26 protein-coding genes and 2 tRNA genes are annotated in these 25,923 nt (G+C 61.3%); 13 read left to right on the top strand and 15 right to left on the bottom strand.

All coding sequences use genetic code 11. The annotated features are described in order from the left end of the window. Positions 1–132: 132 nt before the first annotated feature. Complete coding sequence (locus BUB62_RS11100; RefSeq protein ID WP_073109996.1) at positions 133–717, top strand: helix-turn-helix domain-containing protein; 585 nt, start codon at positions 133–135, stop codon at positions 715–717. 781 nt (positions 718–1,498) lie between these two features. Then, positions 1,499–1,663, top strand: coding sequence for a hypothetical protein (locus BUB62_RS19315; RefSeq protein ID WP_159437446.1), 165 nt, complete (start codon positions 1,499–1,501; stop codon positions 1,661–1,663). Between the two features lie 128 nt (positions 1,664–1,791). Here BUB62_RS19315 and BUB62_RS11090 read toward each other — a convergent pair whose 3' ends face one another. Together BUB62_RS11090 and BUB62_RS11085 are read right to left on the bottom strand one after the other, a co-directional pair. Next, complete coding sequence (locus tag BUB62_RS11090; protein WP_073109990.1) at positions 1,792–2,268, bottom strand: hypothetical protein; 477 nt, start codon at positions 2,266–2,268, stop codon at positions 1,792–1,794. Between the two features lie 197 nt (positions 2,269–2,465). Then, positions 2,466–3,878 (bottom strand): DEAD/DEAH box helicase, encoded by a 1,413-nt coding sequence (locus BUB62_RS11085; RefSeq protein ID WP_073109987.1) that lies wholly within the window; start codon positions 3,876–3,878, stop codon positions 2,466–2,468. A gap of 223 nt (positions 3,879–4,101) precedes the next feature. Here BUB62_RS11085 and BUB62_RS11080 point away from each other — a divergent pair, with 223 nt between their 5' ends. After that, on the top strand, positions 4,102–4,617 hold the full coding sequence (locus BUB62_RS11080; protein ID WP_073109983.1) for an NUDIX domain-containing protein: 516 nt from the start codon (positions 4,102–4,104) through the stop codon (positions 4,615–4,617). Positions 4,618–4,733: 116 nt separating this feature from the next. Here BUB62_RS11080 and BUB62_RS11075 read toward each other — a convergent pair whose 3' ends face one another. Further along, positions 4,734–5,285, bottom strand: a complete 552-nt coding sequence (locus BUB62_RS11075) for a hypothetical protein (protein WP_073109980.1) — start codon at positions 5,283–5,285, stop codon at positions 4,734–4,736. Between the two features lie 231 nt (positions 5,286–5,516). Between BUB62_RS11075 and BUB62_RS11070 the strand changes: the two genes are divergently transcribed. The 4 genes from BUB62_RS11070 to BUB62_RS11055 are packed head-to-tail and all read left to right on the top strand — an operon-like array spanning position 5,517 to position 9,145. After that, complete coding sequence (locus tag BUB62_RS11070) at positions 5,517–5,726, top strand: hypothetical protein (RefSeq protein WP_073109977.1); 210 nt, start codon at positions 5,517–5,519, stop codon at positions 5,724–5,726. Further along, positions 5,723–6,607 (top strand): UDP-2,3-diacylglucosamine diphosphatase, encoded by an 885-nt coding sequence (locus BUB62_RS11065; RefSeq protein ID WP_073109974.1) that lies wholly within the window; start codon positions 5,723–5,725, stop codon positions 6,605–6,607. The genes BUB62_RS11070 and BUB62_RS11065 overlap by 4 nt, the downstream gene beginning before the upstream one ends. 20 nt (positions 6,608–6,627) lie before the next feature. Further along, positions 6,628–7,638 carry a glycosyltransferase family protein gene (locus BUB62_RS11060; RefSeq protein ID WP_073109972.1) on the top strand — a complete coding sequence of 337 codons (1,011 nt, stop codon included), beginning with the start codon at positions 6,628–6,630 and terminating at the stop codon, positions 7,636–7,638. A 46-nt stretch (positions 7,639–7,684) separates the two neighbouring features. Continuing rightward, positions 7,685–9,145 carry a GH1 family beta-glucosidase gene (locus BUB62_RS11055; protein WP_073109969.1) on the top strand — a complete coding sequence of 487 codons (1,461 nt, stop codon included), beginning with the start codon at positions 7,685–7,687 and terminating at the stop codon, positions 9,143–9,145. 120 nt (positions 9,146–9,265) lie between these two features. Here BUB62_RS11055 and BUB62_RS11050 read toward each other — a convergent pair. Then, positions 9,266–9,339 (bottom strand) — tRNA-Asp (locus BUB62_RS11050). 256 nt (positions 9,340–9,595) lie between these two features. Continuing rightward, a tRNA-Asp gene (locus BUB62_RS11045) sits at positions 9,596–9,669 on the bottom strand. Between the two features lie 303 nt (positions 9,670–9,972). Between BUB62_RS11045 and BUB62_RS11040 the strand changes: the two genes are divergently transcribed. From BUB62_RS11040 to BUB62_RS11020, 5 genes are all read left to right on the top strand, one after another. Next, positions 9,973–10,920 carry an acetyl-CoA carboxylase carboxyltransferase subunit alpha gene (locus tag BUB62_RS11040; protein ID WP_073109967.1) on the top strand — a complete coding sequence of 316 codons (948 nt, stop codon included), beginning with the start codon at positions 9,973–9,975 and terminating at the stop codon, positions 10,918–10,920. 120 nt (positions 10,921–11,040) lie between these two features. Continuing rightward, entirely contained in the window at positions 11,041–11,886 is an 846-nt protein-coding gene (locus BUB62_RS11035) for an MBL fold metallo-hydrolase (RefSeq protein ID WP_073109965.1), read from the top strand. A 17-nt stretch (positions 11,887–11,903) separates the two neighbouring features. Beyond that, on the top strand, positions 11,904–12,674 hold the full coding sequence (locus tag BUB62_RS11030; protein WP_073109962.1) for a patatin-like phospholipase family protein: 771 nt from the start codon (positions 11,904–11,906) through the stop codon (positions 12,672–12,674). Positions 12,675–12,770: 96 nt separating this feature from the next. Beyond that, positions 12,771–13,346 (top strand): 1-acyl-sn-glycerol-3-phosphate acyltransferase, encoded by a 576-nt coding sequence (locus tag BUB62_RS11025; protein WP_073109960.1) that lies wholly within the window; start codon positions 12,771–12,773, stop codon positions 13,344–13,346. A gap of 77 nt (positions 13,347–13,423) precedes the next feature. After that, a complete protein-coding gene (locus tag BUB62_RS11020; RefSeq protein ID WP_073109957.1) occupies positions 13,424–13,870 on the top strand; it encodes a hypothetical protein in 447 nt (148 codons plus the stop codon). A gap of 190 nt (positions 13,871–14,060) precedes the next feature. On the opposite strand, the gene BUB62_RS11015 is transcribed toward BUB62_RS11020, so the two are convergent. From BUB62_RS11015 to pckA, 6 genes are all read right to left on the bottom strand, one after another. Then, positions 14,061–14,729 carry a DUF4159 domain-containing protein gene (locus tag BUB62_RS11015; protein ID WP_073109955.1) on the bottom strand — a complete coding sequence of 223 codons (669 nt, stop codon included), beginning with the start codon at positions 14,727–14,729 and terminating at the stop codon, positions 14,061–14,063. Positions 14,730–14,790: 61 nt separating this feature from the next. Next, positions 14,791–15,513, bottom strand: coding sequence for a 16S rRNA (uracil(1498)-N(3))-methyltransferase (locus tag BUB62_RS11010; RefSeq protein WP_073109952.1), 723 nt, complete (start codon positions 15,511–15,513; stop codon positions 14,791–14,793). 129 nt (positions 15,514–15,642) lie between these two features. Beyond that, a complete protein-coding gene (locus BUB62_RS11005; RefSeq protein ID WP_073109949.1) occupies positions 15,643–16,461 on the bottom strand; it encodes a hypothetical protein in 819 nt (272 codons plus the stop codon). Next, the gene (locus BUB62_RS11000) at positions 16,458–17,006 is read right to left on the bottom strand and encodes a hypothetical protein (protein ID WP_073109946.1); all 549 of its coding nucleotides are present in this window, start codon (positions 17,004–17,006) and stop codon (positions 16,458–16,460) included. The genes BUB62_RS11005 and BUB62_RS11000 overlap by 4 nt, the downstream gene beginning before the upstream one ends. A gap of 82 nt (positions 17,007–17,088) precedes the next feature. After that, positions 17,089–17,874, bottom strand: coding sequence for a S1/P1 nuclease (locus tag BUB62_RS10995; protein WP_073109944.1), 786 nt, complete (start codon positions 17,872–17,874; stop codon positions 17,089–17,091). Between the two features lie 174 nt (positions 17,875–18,048). Then, positions 18,049–19,671, bottom strand: coding sequence for a phosphoenolpyruvate carboxykinase (ATP) (gene pckA, locus BUB62_RS10990; RefSeq protein WP_073109941.1), 1,623 nt, complete (start codon positions 19,669–19,671; stop codon positions 18,049–18,051). A 251-nt stretch (positions 19,672–19,922) separates the two neighbouring features. On the opposite strand from pckA, the gene BUB62_RS10985 reads away from it, so the two are divergent. Beyond that, positions 19,923–21,659: a peptide MFS transporter gene (locus BUB62_RS10985; RefSeq protein WP_073109939.1), complete on the top strand. Its 1,737-nt coding sequence runs from the start codon at positions 19,923–19,925 to the stop codon at positions 21,657–21,659. A gap of 396 nt (positions 21,660–22,055) precedes the next feature. Here BUB62_RS10985 and groL read toward each other — a convergent pair whose 3' ends face one another. The 4 genes from groL to BUB62_RS10965 form a co-directional block, all read right to left on the bottom strand. Continuing rightward, entirely contained in the window at positions 22,056–23,696 is a 1,641-nt protein-coding gene (groL, locus tag BUB62_RS10980) for a chaperonin GroEL (RefSeq protein ID WP_073109936.1), read from the bottom strand. Between the two features lie 41 nt (positions 23,697–23,737). Next, entirely contained in the window at positions 23,738–24,028 is a 291-nt protein-coding gene (gene groES / locus BUB62_RS10975) for a co-chaperone GroES (RefSeq protein ID WP_073109933.1), read from the bottom strand. Positions 24,029–24,270: 242 nt separating this feature from the next. Beyond that, positions 24,271–24,672 (bottom strand): preprotein translocase subunit SecG, encoded by a 402-nt coding sequence (secG, locus tag BUB62_RS10970; RefSeq protein WP_073109930.1) that lies wholly within the window; start codon positions 24,670–24,672, stop codon positions 24,271–24,273. Continuing rightward, complete coding sequence (locus tag BUB62_RS10965) at positions 24,672–25,829, bottom strand: hypothetical protein (protein WP_073109928.1); 1,158 nt, start codon at positions 25,827–25,829, stop codon at positions 24,672–24,674. The genes secG and BUB62_RS10965 overlap by 1 nt, the downstream gene beginning before the upstream one ends. Positions 25,830–25,923: the final 94 nt, after the last annotated feature.

Here is a 25,923-nt window from a genome sequence, read left to right as displayed (position 1 = left end):
GCAGGTTGTAGTATAAGTGTGCAAACAAAAGTAAATAGGAGAAACCAGTGTGTAAAAACAGACACCAGTATCATACCCGAAGCGGATGAAGTTAAAAACAAGGTACATTTGTAAATAAATGTACTTTCAGGTATGGTTGAGCGCATTCGCAACATTCTCCAGGCCCGTGGGCTGACTCCTACCCAGTTTGCGGATGCTATTGGCGTGGCCCGGCCCATTGTAAGCCATATTCTGAGCGGCCGCAACAAGCCCAGCCTGGAGGTAGTGCAGAAGATCATCGCGGCTTTCCCTGATTTGTCGTTGCCGTGGCTGCTCAGTGGTCTTGGCGAGATGACGGCTGTCAGTGGTCCACCCACGCTGCAGGAGGCGCTATTGAGCCCCGCAGCGCCCCAAAATAAGCCCACTGATGCCGCTGCTCCCAAGCGCGCCCGTGTCACGCCCCCCCGGCCCGCTCCCGCCGCCACCGCCGCTCCCGCCGACACGCTGGGAAATACTGCCACGCCGCCCGCGCTGGAAAGCATTCCCACACCCGCCGACGAGCCCGTTTTAGCTGCCACGCCAACCTCGATGCCAACCCCGGCGGCTACGCCTGCCATTGCCGAGGCCGCCGCTTCGGCGCTGTCCCTGGCTACCTCGCTGAGCCAACCCGACAAAGCAATCCGCCGCATCGTCATCTTCTACCAGGACGGCACATTTGCGGATTATCGTCCCGAATAAGCGCTTTTAGGCACTCTTAATATGTGGCATTGCCGTAGGCCTGTAGTGCCCCTTCTTATCTGGCAGCCAGCCAGTACTTAAAATGCTATTCGGCTGATTGATACAATTTGGCAGATTCGACCTTGTCGAGGCCTCTGATAAGCTGCGTTAGCAACTTGTGAAGCATAATGATAGAGGTTTTATGGTTGGTTTGTCATTGACATAGTTATAATAAATAAATCCGGTTATGATCGGTGTGAAATTTGATTAAGTGTATTTACAAGTTTCTATTTTCCAGTGATTTGAAGTAATAGTATTGAAGTAAAAGTTTGTCTGAAACAGCCCTTTTGTCCATGGTTAGAAATACTTTGTATGTTATAAAAATGTGTGTTCGTAACTGCTGCTTCGGTAAAATTTGCAAAACGCTTTCCTTGCTAAGGTGATTGACATGGCTTGCTCTCTGAAAAATTCAATAATTTAGGTCGGGTCAGGCGCTAATAAGGTTAGCCATTAGGCAGTTCGTTCTGGCGGCTGTACCATGAGGCGAAACGGGTGCTCCCGGCAGCGGCCATCGGCGAATAAACCGGGACCCTATAAGTACCTTGGATACGATTGCTAACTTCTGCCGGCTTGGGCGTAACATCGCAGATACTCCACTTGGAGAGTTTGATGTAACAAATGTATCTGTCAAAAACAGCACGATAAGGTGGGGCAATGGCAGGGCCAAAGCAGCCGCAAAAAGGCGGTTAGGTTAACTCGGATAAAGCTTGGCAGTTTTGGGGGCGGTGCTTACCTTTGGGCCATGAAAAAGTCTCGTCTGCTCCTTCTTCTTGCCGCCAGTGCTTCCCTGTTCCTCTCGTCCTGCGAGCAAGCTCCCGACGCTGAGAAAGACCCCAACGCCGATGCCGCTTATAAGCGTAACCATCGGGCCGCTGAGTACCGCGCTGCCCAGCGAAGCAATAATTAGCATCTGACCCCGCTGGCAGCTCACCCAGATCGGGACTGCCGCCGCATCATAAAGCAAAGCCCCACCCGACATAAGTCAGGTGGGGCTTTGTTGTGCGTGGATGGCTGAATAGCAAGCGCTGGTAGGCGCTATCGGACGGGCTGCAGCCGGGGCGCGGCGGTCAGGTCAGGCAGTTGAATGCTGGCCAGGAGTGGAGTTTCGAGCAAATCGGCCCAAGTGCGGAGATAGAGAACCACATCATTGCGCTGGTTGTGGCGCAGAGCGTTGCGGCGCTCGAAGGGAATGACTGCCCGGATGGTGGCATCAGAGAGGCGCTCCAGGTGGGCCAAATCGGCGCGGGTGAAGCCCAGGGCCAGCATCTCGTCAATAGTTTCATCGATGGGCAACCCGCTGGTGGGGCAGTAGTCGGTGAGCTGCCGCTCCCAGTCGCCGTAGCGCTGCATGGCGCGGGCGTGGATTTCGGCTTTGGTAAGGTGCGTGATGGTCTGGGCTAGGTGGCCGCAGTTGCAGCTGCCCATGTGGCCCCACTGGTAGGGAGCCTGCGAGGCGAGGCGCTGCGCCGTATCGCGCAGGGCCTGAATGACGGGAAGAGTGCTCTTAGCCATACAAAACGAGCTTCGGGAAAATCGGGCGTGGAGGAAAAATACCGGGCTGATAAGTGGCAGAGCCCCGGTTTTGTTTCAGGCAGTGAAGCAGTTGAGCGAAAAACCAGCCGGCTTTCGTTGCCAAAACGCCCAAACAAAAAACGCCCGGTCGCAGGACCGGGCGTTTTTCATGAAAAAGAACGGGCAGGCAGCAGCCGTTAGCGGCCGCTATTGCCACGGTACGGCCGCCGGGGCTGACCGCCCCCGCTGCCACCGGCCGCACGCTCGCCGGCCGGGCGCGCACCACCCGAAGGGCGGCCGCCACCAGTCGGGCGCGACTCGCTACGGCCGCCGGAGCCCTGGCGGGCACCACCTTCCGCGCGGGGCGGGCGGGCATCGCCACCCCGACCTGGGCGGGCCGGGCGGCCAGCAGGGCCCTTGGGGCGCTGAATGGGCGGGCCGCCGGTGAGGGGCACGGGCGGCACGAAGGGGCTGAAATACGGATGGTCGGAAACCACCGGAATCTGCTTCCGGATCAGCTTCTGGATGTCCTGCACGTAGGCGCGCTCCTCTTCGTCGCAGAAGGTGAGAGCCTTGCCATCGGCGCCGGCGCGGCCGGTGCGGCCGATGCGGTGCACGTAGGTTTCGGGCTCGTTCGGTACTTCGTAGTTGATTACGTGGGTCAGTTCGTCCACATCAATGCCGCGGGCGGCAATGTCGGTGGCCACCAGCACGCGGGTGCTGCCGGCCTTGAAGTTCGACAGCGCCCGCTGGCGGTGATTCTGCGACTTGTTGCCGTGGATGGCCTCGGCCGGGATGTTGCCTTTGGCCAGCGTTTTTACCACTTTATCGGCCCCGTGCTTGGTGCGGGTAAAGACCAGCACGCGCTTGATGGCCTTGTCCTGCAGGATGTGCTCCAGCAGCTCAGGCTTGTCGTTTTTGGGCACCATGTATACCGACTGGGTAATGGTATCGGCGGTGCTCGACACGGGCGTGACGGCCACCTTCACCGGGTTCGGCTTCAGAATAGAGCCGGCCAGCTCCTGAATGATGCCGGGCATGGTAGCCGAGAAAAACAGCGTCTGGCGCGAGGCCGGCAGCTTGGGCAGGATGCGCTTGATGTCGTTGATGAAACCCATGTCCAGCATGCGGTCGGCCTCATCGAGCACGAATACTTCGATGTGGCGCAGATCCACGAAGCCCTGGTTCATCAGGTCGAGCAGGCGGCCGGGGGTGGCAATGAGGATTTCCACGCCGCGCTTCAGCGCGCTTACCTGCGGCGTCTGGCCCACGCCGCCGAAAATGACGGTGTGGCGAATGGGCAAATGGCGGCCGTAGGCGGCAATGCTTTCCCCGATCTGAATGGCCAACTCGCGGGTGGGCGTGAGCACCATGCAGCGGATGCGGGAGTGCGAATGGTTTTCCAGCTTGGCCGTCTGGCTCAGAATCTGGAGAATGGGAACGGTGAAGGCGGCCGTTTTGCCGGTGCCCGTCTGGGCCACGCCCAGCAGGTCGCGGCCGTCGAGCACGTGCGGAATGGCTTGTTCCTGAATGGGAGTGGGGGTGGTGTAGCCTTCCTCGTGCAGGGCACGCAGGATGGGCGGAATTAGATTGAGTTCGTCGAACGTCATCAGAAGGAAAATGGGAGAAAAAAAGGCCGCGGCACAGGTTGAAACGGCCGATTGCAGCCTTTTTTAAAGAAAGCAGGCTGCGGTGTGCGGAAAATGAAAAGGAAAAAAGGCCCGAAACGAGTAGGGGCGCGAAGCCGAAAAGATCAGCAAGCGTATAAGCTCAACAGAATACCGGAGGCTTTACGCTCCATTTTTGAAAAAGTATTTCCAACCCGGACCGCGCATGAACGTCACCCACCGCCAGATTCTCTACGACGGGCACTACAAACTTAGCCAACTTCTGGTGCAGGATGGCCCAGAGCAGCTGAAGCGGGAGCGGTTTGAGCCCGGCCAGGCCGTGGCCGCCCTCGTATTCGACACCCAAAAGCAGCGCTACCTCTTCGTGCGCCAGTTTCGGGTGGGCCCCGAATCGGAAATGCTGGAAATACCGGCCGGCATGCTCGACCCGACCGATGAGAGCCCCGAAGCTGCCCTGTGCCGCGAAATCCGGGAGGAGCTGGGCTACGAAGTAGACCAGCTTACGCACATCACCGACTGCTTCCCTTCGCCCGGCAACAGCGCCGAGAAGTTCTTTCTCTACCGCGCCGAAGTTAGCCGCCAGACCGGAGTCGGGGGCGGTGTGGCCGACGAGCACGAGCAGCTGGCGATAGTGCCCCTCACGCGGGCCGAGCTGGCTACGGAAGCCTGGCAGGATGCCAAAACGCTCATCGTGGTGCAGTGGGAGCGGCTGCGCCACTAGAGTTGAAGGGTTTTACCATTTGTAAAAACCCAACTACCGCAAAGCTGAACCAAGCCTGAGCCCGGTTTCGGCTTTGCGGTAGCGTGTGGGAGGCGAAAAACCGCGAAAAACGGTAGTTACTGCACGTTAATCACGTATTCAAAGCTCTGCTTCAGCTTTGAATCGGTGATGATGAGCGTGAGAGGCTGGGGTGCTTCCGTTTTAACAAATGGAATGCTGCGCACGCTCTTGTACTGGTCCTGATTCCAGAAGCGGCCGGTGCCGGGCGTGAGGGTCTGGGCAAAAACCTCCTTGCCGTCCTTATCCTTGGCCGAGAGCGAGAGGAAAGAAGGGTCGGCGTTCTGGGCCCCGCGCCGGTACATGGTTACGGTCAGCTCGCCGCCGGGGGGCAGCGTGCGCAGGCGACGCTGGTAGGTGCTGTCGGCCCAGCGGTTCATCTCACGCTGCGCGTCGATGGCGGTGAGCATCTCGGCGTAGGGGCGGTAGGCCACGCGGGTCATGGTCGCGTCCTTCTGTGAGTCCTCGTCGGTGTTTTTCGTCACGTTCTGAACCAGGGCGCACTCTTCGTCTTTCTTGGGCCGCATGTAGCGCTTGCGCTCGGGCGTAATCATTTGGGCAGAAGCCGCCAGCGAAGACAGCAGCGTGAAGAGCAGTAGAATCTTTTTCATCAAACAGAAATGGGTAGAGGAGACGCGGCGGCTGGGCCGCGGCACCCCAAAGGTACGCAGACAGGGCTTAGCAGCGGCGGCCCGCGCTCAAATGCTGTGCCGGAATGCGGCGGCGGCCGGCGGGCGCGGCAAAATAAGTGGCCGGTAAAACTTGACACAGGCATAACGCGGCCGTAACGCCGGCATCATACCGGAGCGCGACCTTTGAAATGGCTTAAACGGTCTGATGGTATGCCCGCTCCCGTTACGGTTCCCTTCTTGCGCCGCTGCGTGCGGTGGCTAGCCTACAGGCTGTTTCAGCTCGCGCTGCTGCTGGCTTTCGTGGGCCACTCGGCGGCGGGGCTGTGGTCGCCGTTTCGGCTGGGCGGCGATGAGCGCCAGACCCGGCCCACCCGCCCGCGCCGCCGGCCGCGCCTTGCCGCAAACCCCGCCCTTGGATGAGTGAAGCAAAGAAACGGCCCCGCCGCCGGAAAGTAGAGGTCGTCGTCGTGTCCGACGTGCACCTGGGCACCTACGGCTGCCACGCGGCCGAGCTGCTGCGCTACCTGAAGAGCGTGCGGCCCGCCGTACTGGTGCTCAACGGCGACATCGTGGACATCTGGCAGTTCAGCAAGAGCTACTGGCCTGCTGCCCACATGCGCGTGGTGCGCTACCTGGCCGGGCTGGCCGCCAAAGGCACCAAAATTCATTACCTCACCGGCAACCACGACGAGCTGCTGCGCAAGTTTGCCGGCACCCGCCTGGGCAACTTCCGCATCGACAACAAGCTGGTGCTGGAGCTGCCCGAGGGCAAGGCCTGGCTGTTTCACGGCGACGTGTTCGACGTGACCATGCAGCACTCGCGCTGGCTGGCCCGGCTCGGGGCCCACGGCTACGATCTGCTTATTCTGATCAACCGCGTCGTCAATTTCCTGCTCCAAAAGCTCGGCCGGCCCCGCGTGGCGCTATCCAAGGCGGTGAAGAACCGGGTGAAGGGCGCGGTGAACCTGATCAGCGGCTTCGAGCAGACCGCCGCCCGCATTGCCGTCGACAACGGCTACCGCTACGTGGCCTGTGGGCACATTCATCACCCCGAAATCAAAACCGTGACCACGCCCGAGGGCGAGGTGGTGTACCTGAATTCCGGCGACTGGGTCGAAAACCTGACCGCGCTGGAGTATTCGGCCGCCACCGGCTGGCAGCTCTACCGCTACGCCGACGACCCGCGCATGCAGCAGCCCGCCGAGACGGAAACGGATGCCGGCGACCAAGCCGCCGATATGCCCGTGGCCGACCTGCTCAGCGGGTTGCTGGTCGAGTTCAAGCTGAATACCCCCGCCTGACCGCGGCCTAACTTTATCTGATGCCCCGCATTCTCTACGCCATTCAGGGCACCGGCAACGGCCACCTCAGCCGCGCCCTCGATATAGTTCCCCTGTTGCAACAGCACGCCAGCCGCCTCGATGTTCTGATAAGCGGCCCCCCGGCCGATATTGAGCTGCCCTTCGCGGTGCAGCACCGCTGCCACGGCATGGGGTTTATCTTCGGTAAAAAGGGCGGGGTGAACTTCGTCAAAACCTTCTGGCAGCTCAATTCGGCGGCTTTCCTGCGCGAAGTGCGCCAGATGCCGGTCGAAAGCTACGATTTGGTCATCAGCGACTTCGAGCCCGTTTCGGCCTGGGCCTGCCAGCTGCGCAATGTGCCCTGCGTGGCCCTGAGCCACCAGAGCGCCGTGCTGAGCGACTACGCCCCGCGCCCCCGGCACGACGACCTGATCGGGCGGGCCGTGCTGCGCCACTATGCGCCCGCCACGGCCCGCTACGGCTTTCACTTCGAATGCTACGAGCCCGGCATCCATACCCCCGTCATCCGGCAGCAGGTGCGCCAACTCACCCCGCGCAACGACGGCCACTATACCGTATACCTGCCTTCCTTCGATGAGGAAACGCTGGTGCGCCGCCTCCGCTATCTGAGTGCCGCCACGCGCTGGGAGGTGTTTTCCAAGCACAGCCGGCAGGAGTCGGAACACGGCAACGTGCGGGTGCGGCCCGTGAGCGGGGCCGCCTTCACCGAAAGTCTCGCCCACAGTGCCGGCGTGCTGTGCGGGGCCGGCTTCGAAACCCCCGCCGAGGCCTTGTATCTGGGCAAGAAGCTGTTGGTGATTCCGATGAAGAACCAGTATGAGCAGGCCTGCAATGCCGCCGCGCTGGCTCGCATGGGCGTGCCGGTGGCGAAGGGCCTCAAAGACCGCCACCTGGCCGGCCTCGACGACTGGCTGCAGTCCGGCCGGCCGGTGCCGGTGAGCTATCCGGATGAAACGGCGGCCGTTATCGGGAAGTTGCTGCTCGAACAGCTGCCCGTGCTGGCCCGGTAGCCGGGCTACGTACCGCCATCTGCCCCTAATAATCCGTTCTTCCCAAATGCCTGATCTAGCCCCGGACCTGCCGGCCGCCTTCTTTCCGCCCACCAGCCCTCCCGCCTTTTCCCGCGCCGACTTCGGACCCGACTTCCGCTGGGGCGTTTCGGCCGCGGCCTACCAGACCGAAGGTGCCTGGAACCAGCATGGCAAAGGCCCCAGCATCTGGGACGAGTTCGTGCAGCGCCCCGGCCGCATCCGCCGCGGCGAAACTGCCCGCATCGCCTGCGACTTCTACCACCGCTGGCCCCGCGACCTGAATTTGCTGCACCAAATGGGTATCCCGGATTTTCGCTTTTCGGTGGCTTGGTCGCGGGTAGTGCCAAATGGGGTAGGGGCCGTGAATGCGGCCGGCCTCGACTTTTATGACCGCCTGGTTGATGGCTGCCTGGAGCGCGGTATCACGCCCTGGCTCACGCTCTACCACTGGGATTTGCCGGCCGCCCTGCAGCAGCGCGGCGGCTGGACCAACCGCGACGTGGTGGGCTGGTTCAGCGACTATGCCCAGCGCGTGGCCGCCCGCCTCGGCGACCGGGTGCAGCACTGGATGGTGCTGAACGAGCCGATGGTATTTGTGGGAGCCGGGCAATTGCTGGGCCTGCACGCGCCCGGCAAGCGCAGCCTGGGCGGGTTTCTAGCCGCCATTCACCACGCCGCGCTGGCCCAGGCCGAAGGGGGGCGGGCTTTGCGGGCCGCGCTGCCGGCCACGGCCCAGATTGGCACCACCTTTTCCTGCTCCTACCTCACGCCTTGGCGACCCGCACTGCCCCGCGACGTGCGGGCCACCCGCCGCGCCGATGCATTACTCAACCGTCTCTTCTTGGAGCCTGCCCTCGGCCTGGGCTACCCCGTGGCCGATGTGCCGCTGCTCAGTTGGCTCTACCGCTACCACCGCCCCGGCGACGAGGACCGGCTACCCTTCAGCTTCGATTTTCTGGGCGTCCAGAACTACACCCGCGAGGTGGTGCGCTACTCGCCCTACGTGCCGCTGGCCTGGGCCTCGCTGGTAGGGGCCAAACAGCGCGGGGTGCCTTATACCCAAATGGGATGGGAGGTCTACCCGGAGAGCCTGTATTATATGCTGAAGCAGTTCAGCGCCTACCCTAACGCCCCGCGGCTGTTGATAACGGAAAACGGCGCGGCTTTCCCGGATGCAGCCCCCACGGCCGGCCGCATCATCGATCCTGAGCGGCGGGCGTATCTGCGGGCCGCCATCGGGCAGGTACTGCGTGCCCGGCGCGAGGGCGTACCCGTGGAAGGCTACTTCGCTTGGTCCTTTACCGATAATTTTGAGTGGGCCGAAGGCTACGAGCCCCGCTTCGGCCTGGTCGGCATCGATTTCGACACCCAGCAGCGCACAATAAAGGAGTCCGGGCGCTGGTATCAGCGGTTTTTGGCCGGCGAGGCGGTTGGTTCTGAGCAGGACTTGGGCAGAAGCCGACATCTGGCACAGCCGACCAGCTGAAGTAGTGGACCAGGCTGAGCCGATACAGTTGCGGCGATGGCCGCCAGCTAGCCCGAACCCAAACGTGAGGGGCGTAAAAGCCGAAAAGGCCCCTAAATCGTACGATTTAGGGGCCTTTTGCGGTCCGGACGGGACTCGAACCCGCGACCTCCGCCGTGACAGGGCGGCATTCTAACCAACTGAACTACCGAACCAGGTACCGTAACTAAAAAGCCGGGTGCTTTCCGTTATTGTGATGCAAAAGTAGAGGACTAATCTGGACTAACCAAACGATAGCGACAAGAAAAATCTGTTTTCGCAGGCCACAAACGCGTAGTCGGGTGAAAACTAAGGCAATAGAAGAGGATATTTTTTGTAATGACCAGCCTCACCCATCTCAGGACTGATGGGTGAAAATACAGGCAGCCTGAAAAAGCAAAAGGCCTTTCAGATTGCTCTGAAGGGCCTTCGCGGTCCGGACGGGACTCGAACCCGCGACCTCCGCCGTGACAGGGCGGCATTCTAACCAACTGAACTACCGAACCAGGTACCGTAACTAAAAAGCCGGGTGCTTTCCGTTATTGTGATGCAAAGGTAGAACGCGCTTTTAGATTACACAACCACGCCGCTATGTTTTTCCGCGAAATCAGCCACTGCGGAGGCTTTGTCACTGTTTTTCAGCGCTATTAATTTTTCCTGAAATCATTCCCCGGCTGCCGCGCTACCTGTGCAGGCGTTTCACTTACCTTTGTTTGCGGCGGGGAAGCTGCATTTTTACCCGGAACCTCGGATATTAGCGCCCCCGTCCATCATTTCTGCACCTTTTCTGACGCATCCGTACTTTGGCAATGCTCCTCGACTTCGAACAACCAATTGCTGCCCTCGAAGGCAAGCTCCGTGAAATGCAACAGCTGGCCCTCGATAGCCAGGTGGACGTTTCGGAGGCCGTGACGGCCCTGGAGGCCAAAATCAAGGCGCTCAAAAAAGAAACCTACGCCAACCTCACCCGCTGGCAGCGCGTGCAGCTCTCGCGCCACCCCGAGCGCCCCTACACCCTCGACTATATTGAGGGCATGAGCGACAAGTTCATTGAGCTGCACGGCGACCGGACCGTGGCCGATGACAAGGCTATGGTGGGCGGCTTTGCCGAGCTGGATGGCCGCTCGGTGATGTTCATCGGGCAGCAAAAGGGCCGTAACACCAAGCAGCGGCAGTTTCGCAACTTCGGGATGCCCAACCCCGAGGGCTACCGCAAGGCCCTGCGCCTGATGAAGCTGGCCGAGAAGTTCGGCAAGCCTATCATCACGCTCATCGACACGCCCGGCGCGTTTCCGGGGCTGGAGGCCGAGGAGCGCGGGCAGGGCGAGGCCATTGCCCGCAACCTGAAAGAAATGTTTCTGCTGAAGGTGCCCGTTATCTGCGTCATCATCGGCGAGGGCGCTTCGGGCGGGGCGCTGGGCATTGCCATCGGCGACCGGGTGCTGATGCTGGAAAATACCTGGTACTCCGTGATTTCGCCCGAATCGTGCTCCAGTATTCTGTGGCGTAGCTGGGATTATAAAGAGCAGGCCGCGCAGGCCCTCAAGCTCACGGCCACCGATATGCTGGCCGCCAAGCTCGTGGACGGCATCGTGAAGGAGCCGCTGGGCGGTGCCCACACGGCCCCCGATAAGATGATTGACACGCTCCGCAAAACGCTCATCAAAACCCTCGACGAGCTGGAAGCCCTGCCCGCCGACGAGCGGATTTCGCAGCGCATCGACAAGTTCTCCGCTATGGGCGTCGTGGTTGAATAAGGCTGAATTTTCAGTTTTGAGTGTCGAATTCATTGGTCGGCTCTCACGCTTGGGCGGGTCGAATTCTTCGGTCAAAAGCTCAATTCAACATTCAGCATTTACAACTCAACATTCCAAAGAATGACCGTTCATACGCTCGATACCGGCTTGTTTAAGCTCGATGGCGGGGCCATGTTTGGGGTGGTGCCGAAGAGCATGTGGCAGAAGCTGAACCCGCCGGATGCCAACAATATGTGCACTTGGGCCATGCGCTGCCTGCTGGTGGAAGACGGTAAGCGGCTGATGCTCATAGACAACGGCATTGGCGAGAAGCAGGACGAGAAGTTTCGCGGCCATTTCTACCTGCACGGCGACGACACGCTCGAAAAATCCCTGCGCCGGCTGGGCTACACCGCCGCCGACATCACCGACGTGTTTCTGACCCACCTGCACTTCGACCATTGCGGCGGCTCAGTCGTGCGCACGGCCGCCGGCGGGCTGGAGCTGGCCTTTCCGAATGCTACGTACTGGTCGAATGAGGCGCACTGGGACTGGGCCGTGCAGCCTAATCCGCGCGAGAAGGCCAGCTTTTTGAAGGAAAATATTCTGCCGATTCAGGAAAGCGGCCACCTGCGGTTCGTAGATAAAGGCAACGCCGCGGCTGTACTGCCGCAGTTCCGCGAAATCATCTTTGCCAGCGGCCACACCGAGAAGATGATGGTGCCGGTGCTGAACTACAAGGGCCGCACGCTGGCCTTTATGGCCGATTTGCTGCCCTCGGCGGCGCACATTCCCCTGCCCTACGTGATGAGCTACGACGTGCGCCCGCTCATCACCCTGACCGAAAAGGAGGCCGTGCTGCGCCGCGCCGCCGACGAAAACTGGGTGCTGCTGCTCGAGCACGACCCCACCCACGCCTGCTGCACCGTGCAGCACAGCGAGCGGGGCGTGCGCTTAGCCGAAACCTTCCGCCTCGAAGACCTGTAGCCCCCACGCCCGACCTGATGCAGAAGATAGGCGTGGCATTGTCGGGGGGTGGGGCGCGGGGCATTGCGCACTTGGGCGTGCTGGCCGCGCTGGATGAGCTGCAGATACCGGTGGCGCACCTGGCGGGCGTCAGCTCGGGGGCCATTGCGGCTACCTTTTATGCTGCCGGCTTCGCTCCGGCCGAGATTCTGCGGCTGCTAACCAGCGTGAACGTGGCCCGACTGATGCGCCCGGCCTTCAGCCGCTACGGCCTGCTGCACCTGGATGCCGTGGAGCAGCTGCTGGCCCGCTACCTGGGAGCCCAGGCCACTTTTGCCGATTTGCAGCGCCCGCTCACGCTGGTCGCCACCGATCTGGCGGAGGGCGTGTCGGTGTATTTTTCGGAGGGGCCGCTGATTCCGCCGCTGCTGGCCTCGTCGGCGGTGCCCATCGTGTACCGGCCGGTGGAGTACCAGGGGCGGCAGCTGGTAGATGGCGGTCTTCTGAACAACCTGCCCGTGGAGCCGCTGCTGGAGCAGGGCCTGCGCGTGATAGGCGTGCATTGCAATCCTATCAATCACGCGGCCCGCGTTACCAATTTTCGCACCCTGATTGAGCGCACGCTGCACCTGGCCATCAACGCCAACACCCTGCCCCGCCAGCTGCGTTGCGACGTGCTCATTGAGCCGCCGGAGCTGCGCCTGTACCGGCCGCTGGGCTACCGCCGCGCCCCGGAGCTGTACGAAATCGGCTACTGCTACACCCTGAGCATGGCCGACCAGCTGCGGGCGCTGCTCTTGCCTGCCTGACGAAGGGAATAGAGCCAGGCCCGCGGGATTCACGGCCAAAAACTACTAGTTTTAACCCCAGCCGCCCTTTTTTGCAGGCTGCCGTACTGCCACTATATGCCCAAAGCACCTCACACGCCCGCGTTCTGGTATTATTTTTCCCGCTGCTGGTTTTGGCTAACCGGCTGGAAACTAGCGTCTGTGCTGCCGCCCGGCACCAAGAAGGCCATTATGATTGCGGCGCCGCATACCAGCAACTGGGACCTGATTTACGCCCGCGGCGCGTTCTTCCTGATGAACGTGCCGGTGCGCTTCACCGTGAAAAAGGAGTGGGTCGATAACAAATTTGTGGGGTGGCTCGTGCGCTCCCTCGGGGCGCTGCCCGTCGACCGAAGCCGCAACAACAGCCTCGTGGACGGCATGGTGCAGCTTTTCAACGACAACGAGGAGATGATCATTCTGATTACGCCCGAAGGCACGCGCAGCTACCAGCCCAAATGGCGCAAAGGCTTCTATTTTGCCGCCATGGGGGCCAAAGTACCCATTCTGCTGGGCTTTCTGGACTACAAAAACAAGGAAGCCGGCGTAGGACCCGCTTTCTGGCCCACCGGCAACTACGAGGCCGACCTGGAGCAGATTCAGGCCTTCTACCGCACCAAAACCGGCAAGTTTCCCGAGAAAGGCGTGCGCTAACCGCGCGGTGGCTTCGCGGGTGGAAGCTTGGCTGAACTTCGCTGCCTTTTCCCGGCGGCAGGCTTATTTAGAACACCATGGAAAAGATCCAGACGCTGCTGATTATCCTGCTGGGGTTGGGCGCTTTTGTGTGGCGTATGGTGCAGAAAGCGCGGGAAACGGCGGCCCAGGAAAGCCGGGAGCGGCCCACCGGGAAGGTGCCGCCTTTGCCCAATACTTCGTTTCAGGAGCTGCTAAAGCAGATGCAGCGCCAAAATGAAACCGGCCGCCAGCAGGAAGAAGTACCCAGTCCGCAACCCGCGGCTGAAGCCCTGCCGTATTCCTCCGAAGAACCATTCCAACCTAGTATTCGGCGCGCGATACCGGCGGTTGAGCCGTTGGCACGGCCCGCTGAGCGCCCCCGCGTGTCGTTGCAGCCGCTGCCGGAAACCAATCGTCGCCACGTCACGGAAATGCTCCGCACCCCCGCCGATATCCGCACGGCCTTCGTGCTGAGCGAGATTCTCAAGCGCAAGTTTGACTGAAGCTGTTGTTGCGAGGGGCTGTCATTGCGAGCAAAGCGAAGCAATCCGTCCTCTGAAATGTAAATAGCTCCTTTTCACATCAAAGCCCTGACGTATGCGTTACGTCAGGGCTTTTCAGTTTATAAGGCTTAGCTCATTGTCCAGGACGGATTGCTGCGCTTTGCTCGCAATGACAGCGACGACGAAACGGTTAGTCCTGAGTCAGAGCATAGGCCATCAGATTGGCGCCCATGCGCAGGGCGGCCTCGTGGCTGGCGGGGGTATCTTCGGGGTAGGTGCCCAGGTCTTCCCAGCCGTTGCCCAGGTCACACTCATAACTATAGAAACATACTAAGCGGCCTTTGTAGAGCAGGCCGAAGCCCTGGGGGCGCTTGCCATCGTGCTCATGAATCTTGGGCAGGCCCTTGGGAAAGACGTATTTCTGGTGGTAGATGGGGTGCGAGTAGGGTAGCTCCACAAATTCCAGCTCGGGAAACACCTTCTTCATTTCGGGCCGGATGAACTTATCGAGGCCGTAGTTATCATCGATGTGCAGGAAGCCGCCGCCGGTGAGGTAGCGGCGCAGGTTTTTGGCCTCAGCCTCCGTAAAAGCGACGTTGCCGTGGCCGGTCATGTGAATAAACGGGTACGTGAACAGCTCGGGCGAATCCAGCTCCACGGTAGCCTCGTCGGGCGCGATGTTGGTCTTGAGCGCCTGGTTGCAGAAGCGGATCAGGTTGGGCAGCGAGGTTTTGTTGGCATACCAGTCGCCCCCGCCGCCGTAGTGCAGCTTGGCAATGCGGAAGCTGGGCGCGGCGGGCTGCACAGCACCTGTTAGCGCCAGCAGAAGGATGAAAACCAGGCAGATGTTCTTCAGCATAGTGGGAATTGTTTTCACGCAGAGATTCGCAGAAGCAAACGCAGAGGGTAGCAGAGGCCGTTCAACTTCCTGAAACTTCGGCCAGCTCCCGCGCCACGTGCACCGTATGCACGGCCGCCAGCGCGGCCGTTTCGGTGCGCAAGCGCGAGGCACCGAGCGTGACGGGCCGGATGCCGCGGGCAAAAGCTGCCTGAATCTCCGGCGGCGTAAAGTCACCTTCCGGGCCGATGAGGACGCAGCAGCCCGGCCCGAGCGCGGCCACGCGGGCCAGCGGCGTCCGCTCGCCGGCTTCCAGATGCGCAATGAACGTGGTTTGGGGCGCGACAGTGGGCAGAAAATCCGCGAAGTCCGTCAGCTCATCCAGCTGCGGCAGCCACGCTTGGCCCGACTGCTTGAGGGCACTCACCGCAATTTTCTCCAGCCGCTCCAGCTTCAGCTCGCGGCGCTCAGAGCGGGCGCAGCGCAGAAACGTGAGGCGCTCCACACCGATTTCCACGGCCTTTTCCACCAGCCACTCCATACGGTCGAGGTTTTTGGTGGGGGCTACGGCTACGTGGGTGAAATAGGGGCGGGGCGGCACCTGCTGCTCGTGCAGCACGCGCAGCTGGCAGCGCTTGGGGTTGGCCTCGGCTACTTCGGCCTGAAACACGCCGCCACGCCCATTTACCAGCACCACCGCGTCGCCTGCGCCCAGCCGCAGCACCCGCACCGCGTGCTTGCTTTCGTCTTCGGGCAGCACGTAAGTGGCGGCGGCTAAATCGGGGGCGAAGAAAGTGTGCGGCATAGAACAAAGGTAGAGCAGAAAACCGCGGCGCGGTTGGTCAGGCGGGGCGAAGGCTACGGCGATACTACCGACCCCAGCCGCTGCCGCCCCGGCCCGCGAGCCGGCCGATTGATTTTGGGGGCGACTAGCTTACTGCTGCAGCAGGGCTTCAATCTCAGGCAGGGAAATTTCGTCGGGCATGCTCACGTAGGGGTCGTTGAGCCGGTAGCCCTGCTGCCACAGCTCCCTGGCCGCCTGCAGCTGCCCCAGATAGGCCGGGTTGCCCTGCTGGCGCATGGCCAGGGCCGTGTAGTAGCAGGTTTCGGCCAGCTTGCCATTTATGGAGCGCTGCAGCTCAAAATCGGCCAGGGCCCCGGCGTAGTCGCGCTGGCGCAGCTTCACCACGCCCCGGTGCAGGTAGTCGGAAAGGCCGACGCGGTCCTTGATTTTGTAGTCGGCGATGCACTCATCGAACGTACTGAGCGCCCCGCGCAGGTCGCCCAGCTCGCGCTGGCACAGGGCGGCCACTATGCGCAGGTCGTAGCTGCCGTCGCCGGACTGGCCGGGCTGGTTGCGGGTGAGCTGGCGCAGGCGTGTGATGTCGGCCAGGGCTCCGGCGTAGTCGTGCAGAAACTTGAAGCGGCACCAGCCCCGGTCGCCCAGAAAGCGCTCCGGGCGCAGGCGCACGGCCTCATCCATCAGCTTTTTCCAGGTCTGAAAGTCGCCGCGCTTGAGAAACGGCACCGATTTTTCGTGGTACGCGTCGGCAAACGTGGGGCACAGCGCCAGGGCGCGGTCGAAATACACCTGCGACTGAATGGAGCCCTGCGGAAACTCGATGGCCTGCAGATATACCTCGCACGCGGCCCGCTCCGGGGAGCCGGCCGCATAGATCAGGCAGTTGGGCTGGGCCGCCGCCATGCGGCCCAACAGGAGGGCCAGCAGCCCCAGCAGTAGCGTCCGCCTCATAGCGTGATGTCCTGAATATGCCCCTCGCGCACGACGAACGTGATGTAGAAATAGCTGTCCTTGGTTTCGCCGTCGATCTGGCCCGGCAGCCAGCCGCGCAACGCGCGACACGCGCCCAGCACCCGCGCCACCAGCTCCGGGTCCATTGCCTGGGGCTGATATTCCGAATTCAGCGCCTGCACCCGAAAACGGTCCGTTTCGCCGCGGTAGTTCACCACGAAGCGCACCGTGAGAAAGCCGCTGTCCGAGCTGCCAGCCGCGGTGGGCAAAGCGCGCAGCAAGTGCTTCCGCAACTCTACCCGCCCGCCCGGGAAGGTGGTGTCGAAGTTATAGTACTGGTAGATGCGGCCGTTGGGGCGTAGCGCAAAATCGGGGCGGTCCTGGCTCGGGTCGAAGAGGATGTTGCCGACTTCATACTGCCGGTTGTATACCAGCGGAATATCAGCTTTGGCCCAGATGCCCCTGGCCTGCGCCTGCCCGCGGTGCGGCAATAGGCTCAACAGCCATCCGGCCAGTAGCGTTACCTTATAAAACGGCGTTAACACAGGAAATAATCAGGGTTTTTGAAGGAGTGAAAATCAGGCTGGCGGAAGCTTCGCGCTCCGCCAGCCTGCAACCAGCCGGTCTTTATCCCAGCGTTTCGTTCAGCAGCTGCGCCAGGCGCACGCCGGCCTGCTCAATGCGCTGCTTCATCAGCTCGGCGTGGGCGGGGTAGTACTTGTAGTCGATATCGGTGCCGGTGGGGGCTTCCTGGTAGAGCTGGGTGCTGCTCTGGTACGATTCCCAGAACCATTGCTCCACGGGCGTCTGCTGCCACTGGCGCACCTGGCGGCGGCGCAACTGCCGGTCATACTGGCAGGCCATTTCGGTGTAGGTCAGGCCCTGATAGTCGAGCAGGCCGCTGTCCCAGAGGCTGTGCAGGTTGGTGTCCTTGCCCCGAAATTTCACTTTAATATCGTTGCCGCCCTTGTCTTCGGCGTGGCCGGCGTGCAGGGGCTGATGCGCGTCGCCCACCAGGTGCACCACAAATTTCAGCGCGGCCAGCCGCTCGGCCTCGGGCTTGCCGGTGTCGCCCAGCTCGCGCAGCTTGGCCTGCAGCATGTTGTAGGCGTTGGGCTCGGTCTGGGTAGCCAGCGTTTGCAGGTATTGCGCTTGCGTCAGGCCCGAGGGCGTATTCACGTAGTGCCAGGGCGCGGTGTCCTTGAACTCCGGGTAGTTGCGGATTTCGTCGGGCCAGGTGCTTACCAGCGGCAGGGTTTCGGTGCCCAGCAGGCGCTGCACTTCGCGGCGGGCTTTGGCGGTGAGGTGGCGCTCAGCAATTTTACCCACGGCGCGGTGCCCATCGACGCCCCAGGCGCGGAGGCCAAACGGGGCCAGCAGCAGGAAAGCCAGCGGAAGAAAGCGTTTCAACATGAGAAGCGAATAAGGGAAGGAGCCGCAAAATACCCGCTTTCGGCGAACGGCGGCAGGAATAGTAGTGTGGGACGGCTCAAATCTTACTCAATCAGCCAACGCTTGACCTCAAGGCAAAGAGAAAGCCCCACCAGTATGTACCAGCGGGGCTTTCTTATGCAGGGCAACGAAGCGCTATACGCTGGCCGCCACGGCTACTTTGGGCGCGCCGGCCAGGATTTCCTCGTTGGCGAAATCCGCATACTTCTTGAAGTTGGCCACGAACTTATCGGCCAGCGACGAGGCCGTTTTGTCGTAGGCTTCCTTATCGGCCCAGGTGTTGCGCGGGTCCAGGATTTCGGTAGGCACGTTGGGCACGGTAGCCGGCACGGCCACGCCGAAGATGGGGTGCTTGGTGAAGGTCACGTCGTTCAGTTCGCCGTTCAGGGCGGCCGTAATCATGGCGCGGGTGTAGCCCAGCTTCATGCGCGAGCCCACGCCGTAGGAGCCGCCGCTCCAGCCCGTGTTGATGAGCCACACGTTCACATCGGGGTTCTCGTCCATTTTCTGGCCCAGCATCTCGGCGTACTTGGTGGGGTGCAGCGGCAGGAATACCGCGCCGAAACAGGCCGAGAACGTCGTTTGCGGCTCCGTAACGCCCATTTCCGTGCCGGCCACCTTCGCGGTGTAGCCGCTCATGAAGTGGTACATGGCGTGGCTCTTGTCGAGCTTGCTGATGGGAGGCAGCACGCCGAAGGCATCGGCGGTGAGGAAGAAGATGTTCTTCGGCGCATCGGCCACCGAAGGCTCAATGGCGTTATCGATGAAGTTGATGGGGTAGGCCGTGCGGGTGTTTTCCGTCACGCTCTTGTTGGCGTAGTCCACGGTGTGGGTGCCGGGCACGAAGCGCGTGTTTTCCACGATGGCGCCGAAGCGGATGGCATCCCAGATCTGGGGCTCCTTTTCGCGGCTCAGGTCAATCACCTTGGCGTAGCAGCCGCCCTCGAAGTTGAAGATGCCCGCATCCGGCGTCCAGCCGTGCTCGTCGTCGCCGATCAGGCCGCGGTTGGGGTCGGCGGAGAGAGTGGTTTTGCCCGTGCCCGAGAGGCCGAAGAATACGGCCGTGTCGCCCTGCGCGCCCACGTTGGCCGAGCAGTGCATGCTCAGCGTGTTTTTCTCGTGGGGCAGCAGGTAGTTCAGCACGCCGAAAATGCCTTTTTTCATCTCGCCGGCGTAGCCCGTGCCGCCAATCAGAATCATTTTCTTGGTGAAGTTCAGAATGGCGAAGTTGGGCTGGCGGGTGCCGTCCACGGCCGGGTCGGCCTCAAAGCCGGGGGCGCAGATGATGCTGAAGTCGGGCGTCCAGGAAGTGTCCGCGCCGGCTTCGGGGCGCAGGAACATGTTGTAGCAGAACAGGTTGTGCCAGGCCTGCTCGTTCACCACACGCAGCTTGAGCTGGTAGTCGGGGTTGGCGCCAGCGTAGGCTTCGCGCACGTACAACTCCTTATCGGCCAGGTACTGCACCATTTTGGCGTGCAGCTGGTCGAACTTCTCGGGCGAAAACGGAATGTTGATATCGCCCCACCACACGCTGTCCTGGGTGTTTTCGTCCTGCACGACGAAGCGGTCTTTGGGCGAGCGGCCGGTGAATTTGCCGGTGTCGGCCATCAGCGCGCCGGTATCGGTGAGCGTGCCCTCGCCGTTGCGCAGGGCGTGCTCCACCAACTCGGCGGGGGTGAGGTTCAGATGGACCTGGGCGGCTTGGGTGAAACCCAGGGGCGCGAGGCGGTCGAGGGCGTTGGCGGCGGTGTTCTGCATGGGCCGAAAACGGGATAAGTAAGGGTGGGAAGATGGAGAATCGGTTAACAAAATTAGACAAAAAACCCGGCCCGCCGCCAAGCAGCGTCACAAAGAGGTTGGTCACCGCGAAAATTCGCTGCTAGCGACGGGCTTTTCGGGGCCAATTTGCGGCGGCGGTTGGCACTTGCGAAAGTTTTGTAGTTTTACCAACCACCCGCCTGGTTGCAGCCAGCGGCTTATTCCACCTTTCATCCCTTCACTTCTTTTTCATGCAAACGACCTCCGCTGTGCGGGAGCAGCAGCCTATGGCCACCTCCACCAGCCACCCCAAGGGCCTGTACGTGCTCTTCGCCACCGAAATGTGGGAGCGATTCAGCTACTACGGTATGCGGGCCCTGCTGTCGCTGTACATGCTCAAGGCCCTCCTTATGAACAAGGAGATGTCGTCGCTCATCTACGGCAACTATACGTCCCTGGTGTACCTCACGCCCCTGCTGGGCGGCTACATGGCCGACCGCTACTGGGGCAACCGCCGCTCCATTCTGGTGGGCGGCCTGCTGATGGCAGCCGGGCAGTTCGCGCTGTTTTTCTCGGCTTCGATGTATGGTGCCAATCAGACGGAAGTGCCCCAGGCGCAGCTGCTGCTGTTTTTTCTGGGCCTGGGCTGCCTGATTTTCGGCAACGGCTTCTTCAAGCCGAATATCTCCTCCATGGTGGGCTCGCTGTACCCCAAAGGCGACTCGCGCATTGATGCGGCCTACACCATTTTCTACATGGGCATCAACCTGGGCGCGTTTTTCTCGCCCCTGGTGTGCGGCACGCTCGGCGACACGGGCAACCCCGCCGACTTTAAGTGGGGCTTCCTGGCGGCCGGTATCGGTATGCTTATCGGCAGCCTCACCTTTGAGCTGCTGAAAAATAAGTACGTGGTGACGGCCGAAGGCACGCCGCTGGGTGCCAAGCCCGAGCGCACCGTGGAAGCCTCGTCGGTAGTGCCCGTACAAACCGACGGCCCCGTGCGCTCCGAAACCATTGCGCAGCCCGCCAAGAGCTTCGCCAGCAAGCTGCCCATGCTCATCGGCCTGTTTGCCGTGGTGTATGCCGCCATTGCCTGGATCATGAACCAGGACTGGATCGGGGCGCTGGTGTTTTCGGCCATGATTGTGGCCCCCGTCACCATCCTAACCGACCCTACGCTGACCAGCCGCGAGAAGCAGAAGATCTACGTTATTTTCATCCTGAGCTTCTTCGTTATCTTCTTCTGGGGCACGTTCGAGCAGGCCGGGGCCTCGCTCACGTTCTTCGCCGATGAGCAGACCGACCGCACGCTGGGCTCCTCAGTGGTGCCGGCGTCGTACTTCCAGTCGGCCAACGCCTTATTCATCATCGTGTTTGCCCCGATTTTCGCGGTGCTCTGGACCTGGATGGGCAAGCGCCGCATTGAGCCTTCGTCGCCGCTGAAAATGGCTATCAGCCTGATGCTGATGGCCGTGGGCTACCTCATCATCGCCTTCGGCGTGAAGGGCGTGGATGCCAATACCAAAGTGAGCATGTTCTGGCTGATTACCATGTACATGGTGCACACCTTCGCCGAGCTGTGCCTGTCGCCGATTGGTTTGGCGCTGGTAAACAAGCTCGCACCCGCCCGCTTCGCCTCCCTGCTGATGGCCGTGTGGTTCCTGGCCACCGCCGCCGGCAACAAGCTGGCCGGCGTGCTGTCGGGCCTGTATCCTCCCGGCCCCGGCGAGTTTGCCAAGGCCTCGAAGGAAGGCATCAACCTGCCCGCCATTCTGAACGGCACCAGCCAAGCTACCGCCGACGTGACGGCCAAGCTGACCGAGCTGGAGCTGACCGCGCACTGGCCCTCGTTCCTGGGCTTCCAAATCACCAGCCTCTACGACTTCTTCATGATTTTCGTGGGTCTGTCGGCAGTGGCGTCGCTGATTCTGTTCGTGCTTTATAAGCGTCTGAACACGATGATGGCCGAGCCAGTGACGGCTGCTTAATCAGGATAGCTAATTTGTGTGAAAAGCCCCCGATTCTCATAGGTCGGGGGCTTTTTGCTTCTGTAGCTGCCGTAACATCGCAGCATGGTTGAGAATCAAGGGCAGTCGTGTCCAAATTCAAACAGTCACCAGCCGTAGCGCGGCGGCAGGTTTGTAGAGAACCAAGCGAGAAAAGAACAAAGCCGCGTAGCGGTGACAGAACCGCCTGAACAACTCTGCCACCGCTACGCGGCTTTGACCTTCGCAAGCAAGCTTTACTACAAACCTGGCGCCGCGCTGCGGCTGGTGACTGTTTGAGCAGCTTGTAACTCATGCTTTAAGTCAATAAAAAAGCCCCGCCGGACCGAAGTTCAGCGGGGCTTTTGTTATCCAAGCGAGAGGCTTAGACGGCTGATCTTACATCATGCCGCCCATGCCGCCCATGCCGGGGGCACCGCCGCCGTGGCTGTGCTCTTTCTCAGCTTCGGGCTCGTCCGAAATCACGCACTCGGTCGTCAGGAGCAGGCCGGCAATCGAAGCAGCATTCTCCAGGGCCAGGCGCGTTACTTTGGTCGGGTCGATGATACCGGCGGCCATCAGGTTTTCGTAGCGGTCCTCGCGGGCGTTGTAGCCGAAGTCGCCTTTGCCTTCGCGCACTTTCTGCACGACTACCGAGCCTTCGCCACCGGCGTTGGCCACGATGGTACGCAGGGGAGCTTCGAGAGCCGTGCGGATAATGTTCACGCCGGTGCGCTCGTCACTGTTGTGGGTATCGATGGCTTCCAGCGAGTCGAGGGCGCGCACCAAGGCAACACCGCCGCCGGGTACCACGCCTTCCTCAACGGCGGCGCGGGTAGCGTGCAGGGCATCGTCCACGCGGTCCTTCTTCTCCTTCATCTCCACTTCCGTCGAAGCGCCGATGTAGAGAATGGCAACGCCGCCAGACAGCTTGGCCAGGCGCTCCTGCAGCTTCTCCTTGTCGTAGTCCGACGTGGTAGTGCCGATTTGGGCCTTGATTTCGTTGATCCGGGCCGTGATGGTGTCTTTCTCACCCTTGCCGTTCACGATGGTCGTGTTGTCTTTGTCGATGATGATCTTCTCGGCCGTACCCAGATATTCGAGGGTGGCAGAGTCGAGCTTATAACCGCGCTCTTCCGAAATCACCGTACCACCAGTCAGCACCGCAATGTCTTCCAGCATCGCCTTCCGACGGTCGCCGAAGCCGGGCGCTTTCACGGCGGCAATCTTCAGCGAGCCGCGCAGCTTGTTCACCACCAGCGTAGCCAGGGCCTCACCATCCACGTCTTCCGACACGATTACCAGCGGCTTGCCCGTCTGAACGACCTGCTCCAGCACGGGCAGCAGCTCCTTCATGGTGCTCACTTTCTTGTCGTAGATCAGGATGTAGGGGTTCTCCAGCTCCACTTCCATCTTCTCCGGGTTGGTCACGAAGTAAGGGGAGAGGTAGCCGCGGTCGAACTGCATGCCTTCCACCGTTTTCACTTCGGTTTCAGTGCCGCGCGCTTCTTCCACCGTGATAACGCCTTCCTTGCCCACTTTGTCCATGGCATCGGCAATCATCTGGCCGATTTCGGCGTCGTTGTTGGCCGAAATGGTGCCTACCTGGGCAATTTCCGAAGAGTTTTCAATCTTCTTCGACTGGGCCTTCAGGTTCTCGACCACGGCTTTCACCGCCTTGTCGATACCACGCTTCAGGTCCATTGGGTTGGCCCCGGCGGCTACGTTTTTGGAGCCAGCGGTGTAGATGGCCTGCGCCAGAACCGTGGCCGTGGTCGTGCCGTCGCCGGCCTGGTCAGCGGTTTTAGAAGCTACTTCCTTCACCAGCTGGGCACCCATGTTTTCTACCGGGTCGCTCAGCTCAATTTCTTTGGCTACCGTCACACCGTCCTTGGTGATGGTGGGGGCACCGAATTTCTTGTCGATAACCACGTTGCGGCCTTTCGGGCCCAGGGTTACTTTCACGGCATTCGCCAGTTTGTCTACGCCGCGCTTCAGCTTGTCGCGGCCGTCGGTATCGAATTGGATGTTCTTAGCCATCTTATGTTAGTCAGAAATGGAAGTCGAAAGGAAAAGGTGCTTTACAGGACGGCGAAAATATCCGACTCCTTCATGATGAGGTAATCGGTGCCTTCGATGGTGATTTCGGTGCCGGCATACTTGCCGTAGAGCACCTGGTCGCCCACTTTTACCTGCGGCTGAATCAGGTTGCCGCTATCGGCCACCTTGCCCGCGCCTACGGCCACTACTTCGCCCCGCTGGGGCTTTTCTTTTGCTGTGTCGGGGATGATGATGCCCGATTTGGTTTTCTCCTCAGCAGCAGCCGGTGCAATGATGACGCGGTCGGCCAGCGGTTTCATGCTTAGTGACATATTGTTTGTTTTGGGTGAAAGGTTTTCGTTAGAAGAACGTGCGGGGGCAGGCAACACTTCTTATGCCAGCCTGCCTGAGCCTGACAGAATGAACACTATCGGCCCCCCGGCGCGGCGCGATGCTGGCCCCAACCTGCCAATCGTGTCAGTAGAAAGCAGAGAAGCCGCCGGATTGCCGTACAAAAAATCAGCCGGTGGCTTCGTGAGAAACCACCGGCTGAGCAGGGCTGGTAAAAGCTTGTTTACTGGGCCGGAACCGCGGCGGGAGCCGGCGTAGCGGCTGGCTGCTGGGCGGGAGCCTGTGCAGGGGCCGGGGCAGTAGTTGGTGCCGAAGCCGGCGCGGCCGGACCAGCCGGAATACGAGTTTCCAGGGCTTTCTGCTGGTTTACGCTGCGCACGGCACCACCCGCGTCAGACGTTCCGTTCAGCATGTGGGTGCCCAGCGTGAGCACCATCAGGCCGATGGCGAAACCCCAGGTGAGGCGCTCCAGCAGGTCGCCGGTGCGCTTCACACCCATCAGGTTAGCCGCGCCGCCCGCGCCGAACTGGCTCGACAATCCGCCCCCTTTGGGGTTTTGGGCCAGCACCACCAGGGCCAGCAGGAAGCACACGAAAAGAATCAGGATGATAAGGGCAACGTACATTACTCCGAGGGTTTCAGTTGTTGGATTTGGTCGGCAAAATACGCCTTTTTTTCCGGCTGACGCACTATCAGTCGTTCATATATTTCAATGGCCTTCCCGATTTTGCCCTGTCGCACCATGATTTTGGCCAGGCTTTCGGAGGCCAGATCGGGCACGCCCTGCAGGCTACGCACCGACAAATCGGCCTGCTCCTCGGCAGCGGGCGTCTGCAAAGTAGGGGCTTTGAGCCGGGGCTGGGCCCGCAAAAACTTGTTGATCAGATCGAAAGAAGAACGGGAGGGCAGCGGCGCGGGCGGCGTGTGGGCCCGTAGGTGTGCCAGCAGCAAGGCATCGGGGGCAAAGAAGTCGTCAGTGGGCAAGTCGTGGGTCAGCTCGTCGCGGAGCTGCAGGCAATGCCCCAGCCGGCTACTGCCCCCAAGGGCATAGGCCAACGCCGCATCGGCCTGAAAAGCCGGAATGACCAAAGCCGCCGCTGGGCTCACCGCGTCGTGGTCATCATCGTCCAGCGTAGGCAGCTGATAAACCGGCGGAATTTCCGGTGTCTGCTCGGCCAGCCCAAACTCGAAGCGGGCGGCCCCAGCCTCCACCGGCGGACGAATGGGAGGGGCTACGGCGGGCAGCAGCTCTTCGACAGCGGCGGCCTCGACCTCGGCAGCGGACACTTCTTGCGAGGATGAGGCCGGTTCTGCCAGTACCTCAGCCAGTTCGGGGCCAGGTTCTTCCGGGGTTACTTCCGCCGCCGAGTCTATACTGTCCGGGTTGGTAGGGCGCGGCTCGTCGGGGCTTTCTGGGTCAGCGACAGGCGCAAAAACCGCGCTATCCGGGGCGGCTGTTGGCAGCATTTCCGCCACGGCAAGCGGCTCAGCCTGTTCAGGAGCTTTGGCTGGAGGAGTTTGCAGGTCAATGGCTTGCGCCGTAGCCGGGGCCGAATCTTCTATGAGATGACGGAGCAAATCACGGTCGGCGGCATAGGTGGCGGCGCGGCGCAGCCGCTGGCTGGCCAGCATGTTGCCCCGGTCGTGGGCGGCTTTGGCCAGCAGGATGTGCGCCGTCTGGCAATAGGGAAAAGCGGCCGCCAGCTGCTCCAGCTCCCGGATTTCGGCTTCCGAAATTCCGTTTACATGATCCAGAATGTGCAGCAGCGACGCGCGGGTCATAGCGTTGATTTACTGAGGATTGAAGGGCTTGCCTTGCGGAATGCCGGCTCTCAAGGCCTACGCCACGAAGGCCGGGGCCGGCAAAGCAAGCGGC

Source organism: Hymenobacter daecheongensis DSM 21074 (assembly GCF_900141805.1).
Lineage (GTDB): Bacteria > Bacteroidota > Bacteroidia > Cytophagales > Hymenobacteraceae > Hymenobacter > Hymenobacter daecheongensis.
Note: the sequence above shows the minus strand (reverse complement) of the source record. Positions and strands in the feature narration are given on the sequence as shown.

Excerpts from the sequence above, each read along its gene's own strand:
- BUB62_RS11100 (WP_073109996.1), top strand. The coding sequence starts at position 133 with ATGGTTGAGCGCATTCGCAACATTCTCCAGGCCCGTGGGCTGACTCCT.
- BUB62_RS19315 (WP_159437446.1), top strand. The coding sequence starts at position 1,499 with ATGAAAAAGTCTCGTCTGCTCCTTCTTCTTGCCGCCAGTGCTTCCCTG.
- BUB62_RS11090 (WP_073109990.1), bottom strand. The coding sequence starts at position 2,268 with ATGGCTAAGAGCACTCTTCCCGTCATTCAGGCCCTGCGCGATACGGCG.
- BUB62_RS11085 (WP_073109987.1), bottom strand. The coding sequence starts at position 3,878 with ATGACGTTCGACGAACTCAATCTAATTCCGCCCATCCTGCGTGCCCTG.
- BUB62_RS11080 (WP_073109983.1), top strand. The coding sequence starts at position 4,102 with ATGAACGTCACCCACCGCCAGATTCTCTACGACGGGCACTACAAACTT.
- BUB62_RS11075 (WP_073109980.1), bottom strand. The coding sequence starts at position 5,285 with ATGAAAAAGATTCTACTGCTCTTCACGCTGCTGTCTTCGCTGGCGGCT.
- BUB62_RS11070 (WP_073109977.1), top strand. The coding sequence starts at position 5,517 with ATGCCCGCTCCCGTTACGGTTCCCTTCTTGCGCCGCTGCGTGCGGTGG.
- BUB62_RS11065 (WP_073109974.1), top strand. The coding sequence starts at position 5,723 with ATGAGTGAAGCAAAGAAACGGCCCCGCCGCCGGAAAGTAGAGGTCGTC.
- BUB62_RS11060 (WP_073109972.1), top strand. The coding sequence starts at position 6,628 with ATGCCCCGCATTCTCTACGCCATTCAGGGCACCGGCAACGGCCACCTC.
- BUB62_RS11055 (WP_073109969.1), top strand. The coding sequence starts at position 7,685 with ATGCCTGATCTAGCCCCGGACCTGCCGGCCGCCTTCTTTCCGCCCACC.
- BUB62_RS11040 (WP_073109967.1), top strand. The coding sequence starts at position 9,973 with ATGCTCCTCGACTTCGAACAACCAATTGCTGCCCTCGAAGGCAAGCTC.
- BUB62_RS11035 (WP_073109965.1), top strand. The coding sequence starts at position 11,041 with ATGACCGTTCATACGCTCGATACCGGCTTGTTTAAGCTCGATGGCGGG.
- BUB62_RS11030 (WP_073109962.1), top strand. The coding sequence starts at position 11,904 with ATGCAGAAGATAGGCGTGGCATTGTCGGGGGGTGGGGCGCGGGGCATT.
- BUB62_RS11025 (WP_073109960.1), top strand. The coding sequence starts at position 12,771 with ATGCCCAAAGCACCTCACACGCCCGCGTTCTGGTATTATTTTTCCCGC.
- BUB62_RS11020 (WP_073109957.1), top strand. The coding sequence starts at position 13,424 with ATGGAAAAGATCCAGACGCTGCTGATTATCCTGCTGGGGTTGGGCGCT.
- BUB62_RS11015 (WP_073109955.1), bottom strand. The coding sequence starts at position 14,729 with ATGCTGAAGAACATCTGCCTGGTTTTCATCCTTCTGCTGGCGCTAACA.
- BUB62_RS11010 (WP_073109952.1), bottom strand. The coding sequence starts at position 15,513 with ATGCCGCACACTTTCTTCGCCCCCGATTTAGCCGCCGCCACTTACGTG.
- BUB62_RS11005 (WP_073109949.1), bottom strand. The coding sequence starts at position 16,461 with ATGAGGCGGACGCTACTGCTGGGGCTGCTGGCCCTCCTGTTGGGCCGC.
- BUB62_RS10995 (WP_073109944.1), bottom strand. The coding sequence starts at position 17,874 with ATGTTGAAACGCTTTCTTCCGCTGGCTTTCCTGCTGCTGGCCCCGTTT.
- pckA (WP_073109941.1), bottom strand. The coding sequence starts at position 19,671 with ATGCAGAACACCGCCGCCAACGCCCTCGACCGCCTCGCGCCCCTGGGT.
- BUB62_RS10985 (WP_073109939.1), top strand. The coding sequence starts at position 19,923 with ATGCAAACGACCTCCGCTGTGCGGGAGCAGCAGCCTATGGCCACCTCC.
- groL (WP_073109936.1), bottom strand. The coding sequence starts at position 23,696 with ATGGCTAAGAACATCCAATTCGATACCGACGGCCGCGACAAGCTGAAG.
- groES (WP_073109933.1), bottom strand. The coding sequence starts at position 24,028 with ATGTCACTAAGCATGAAACCGCTGGCCGACCGCGTCATCATTGCACCG.
- secG (WP_073109930.1), bottom strand. The coding sequence starts at position 24,672 with ATGTACGTTGCCCTTATCATCCTGATTCTTTTCGTGTGCTTCCTGCTG.
- BUB62_RS10965 (WP_073109928.1), bottom strand. The coding sequence starts at position 25,829 with ATGACCCGCGCGTCGCTGCTGCACATTCTGGATCATGTAAACGGAATT.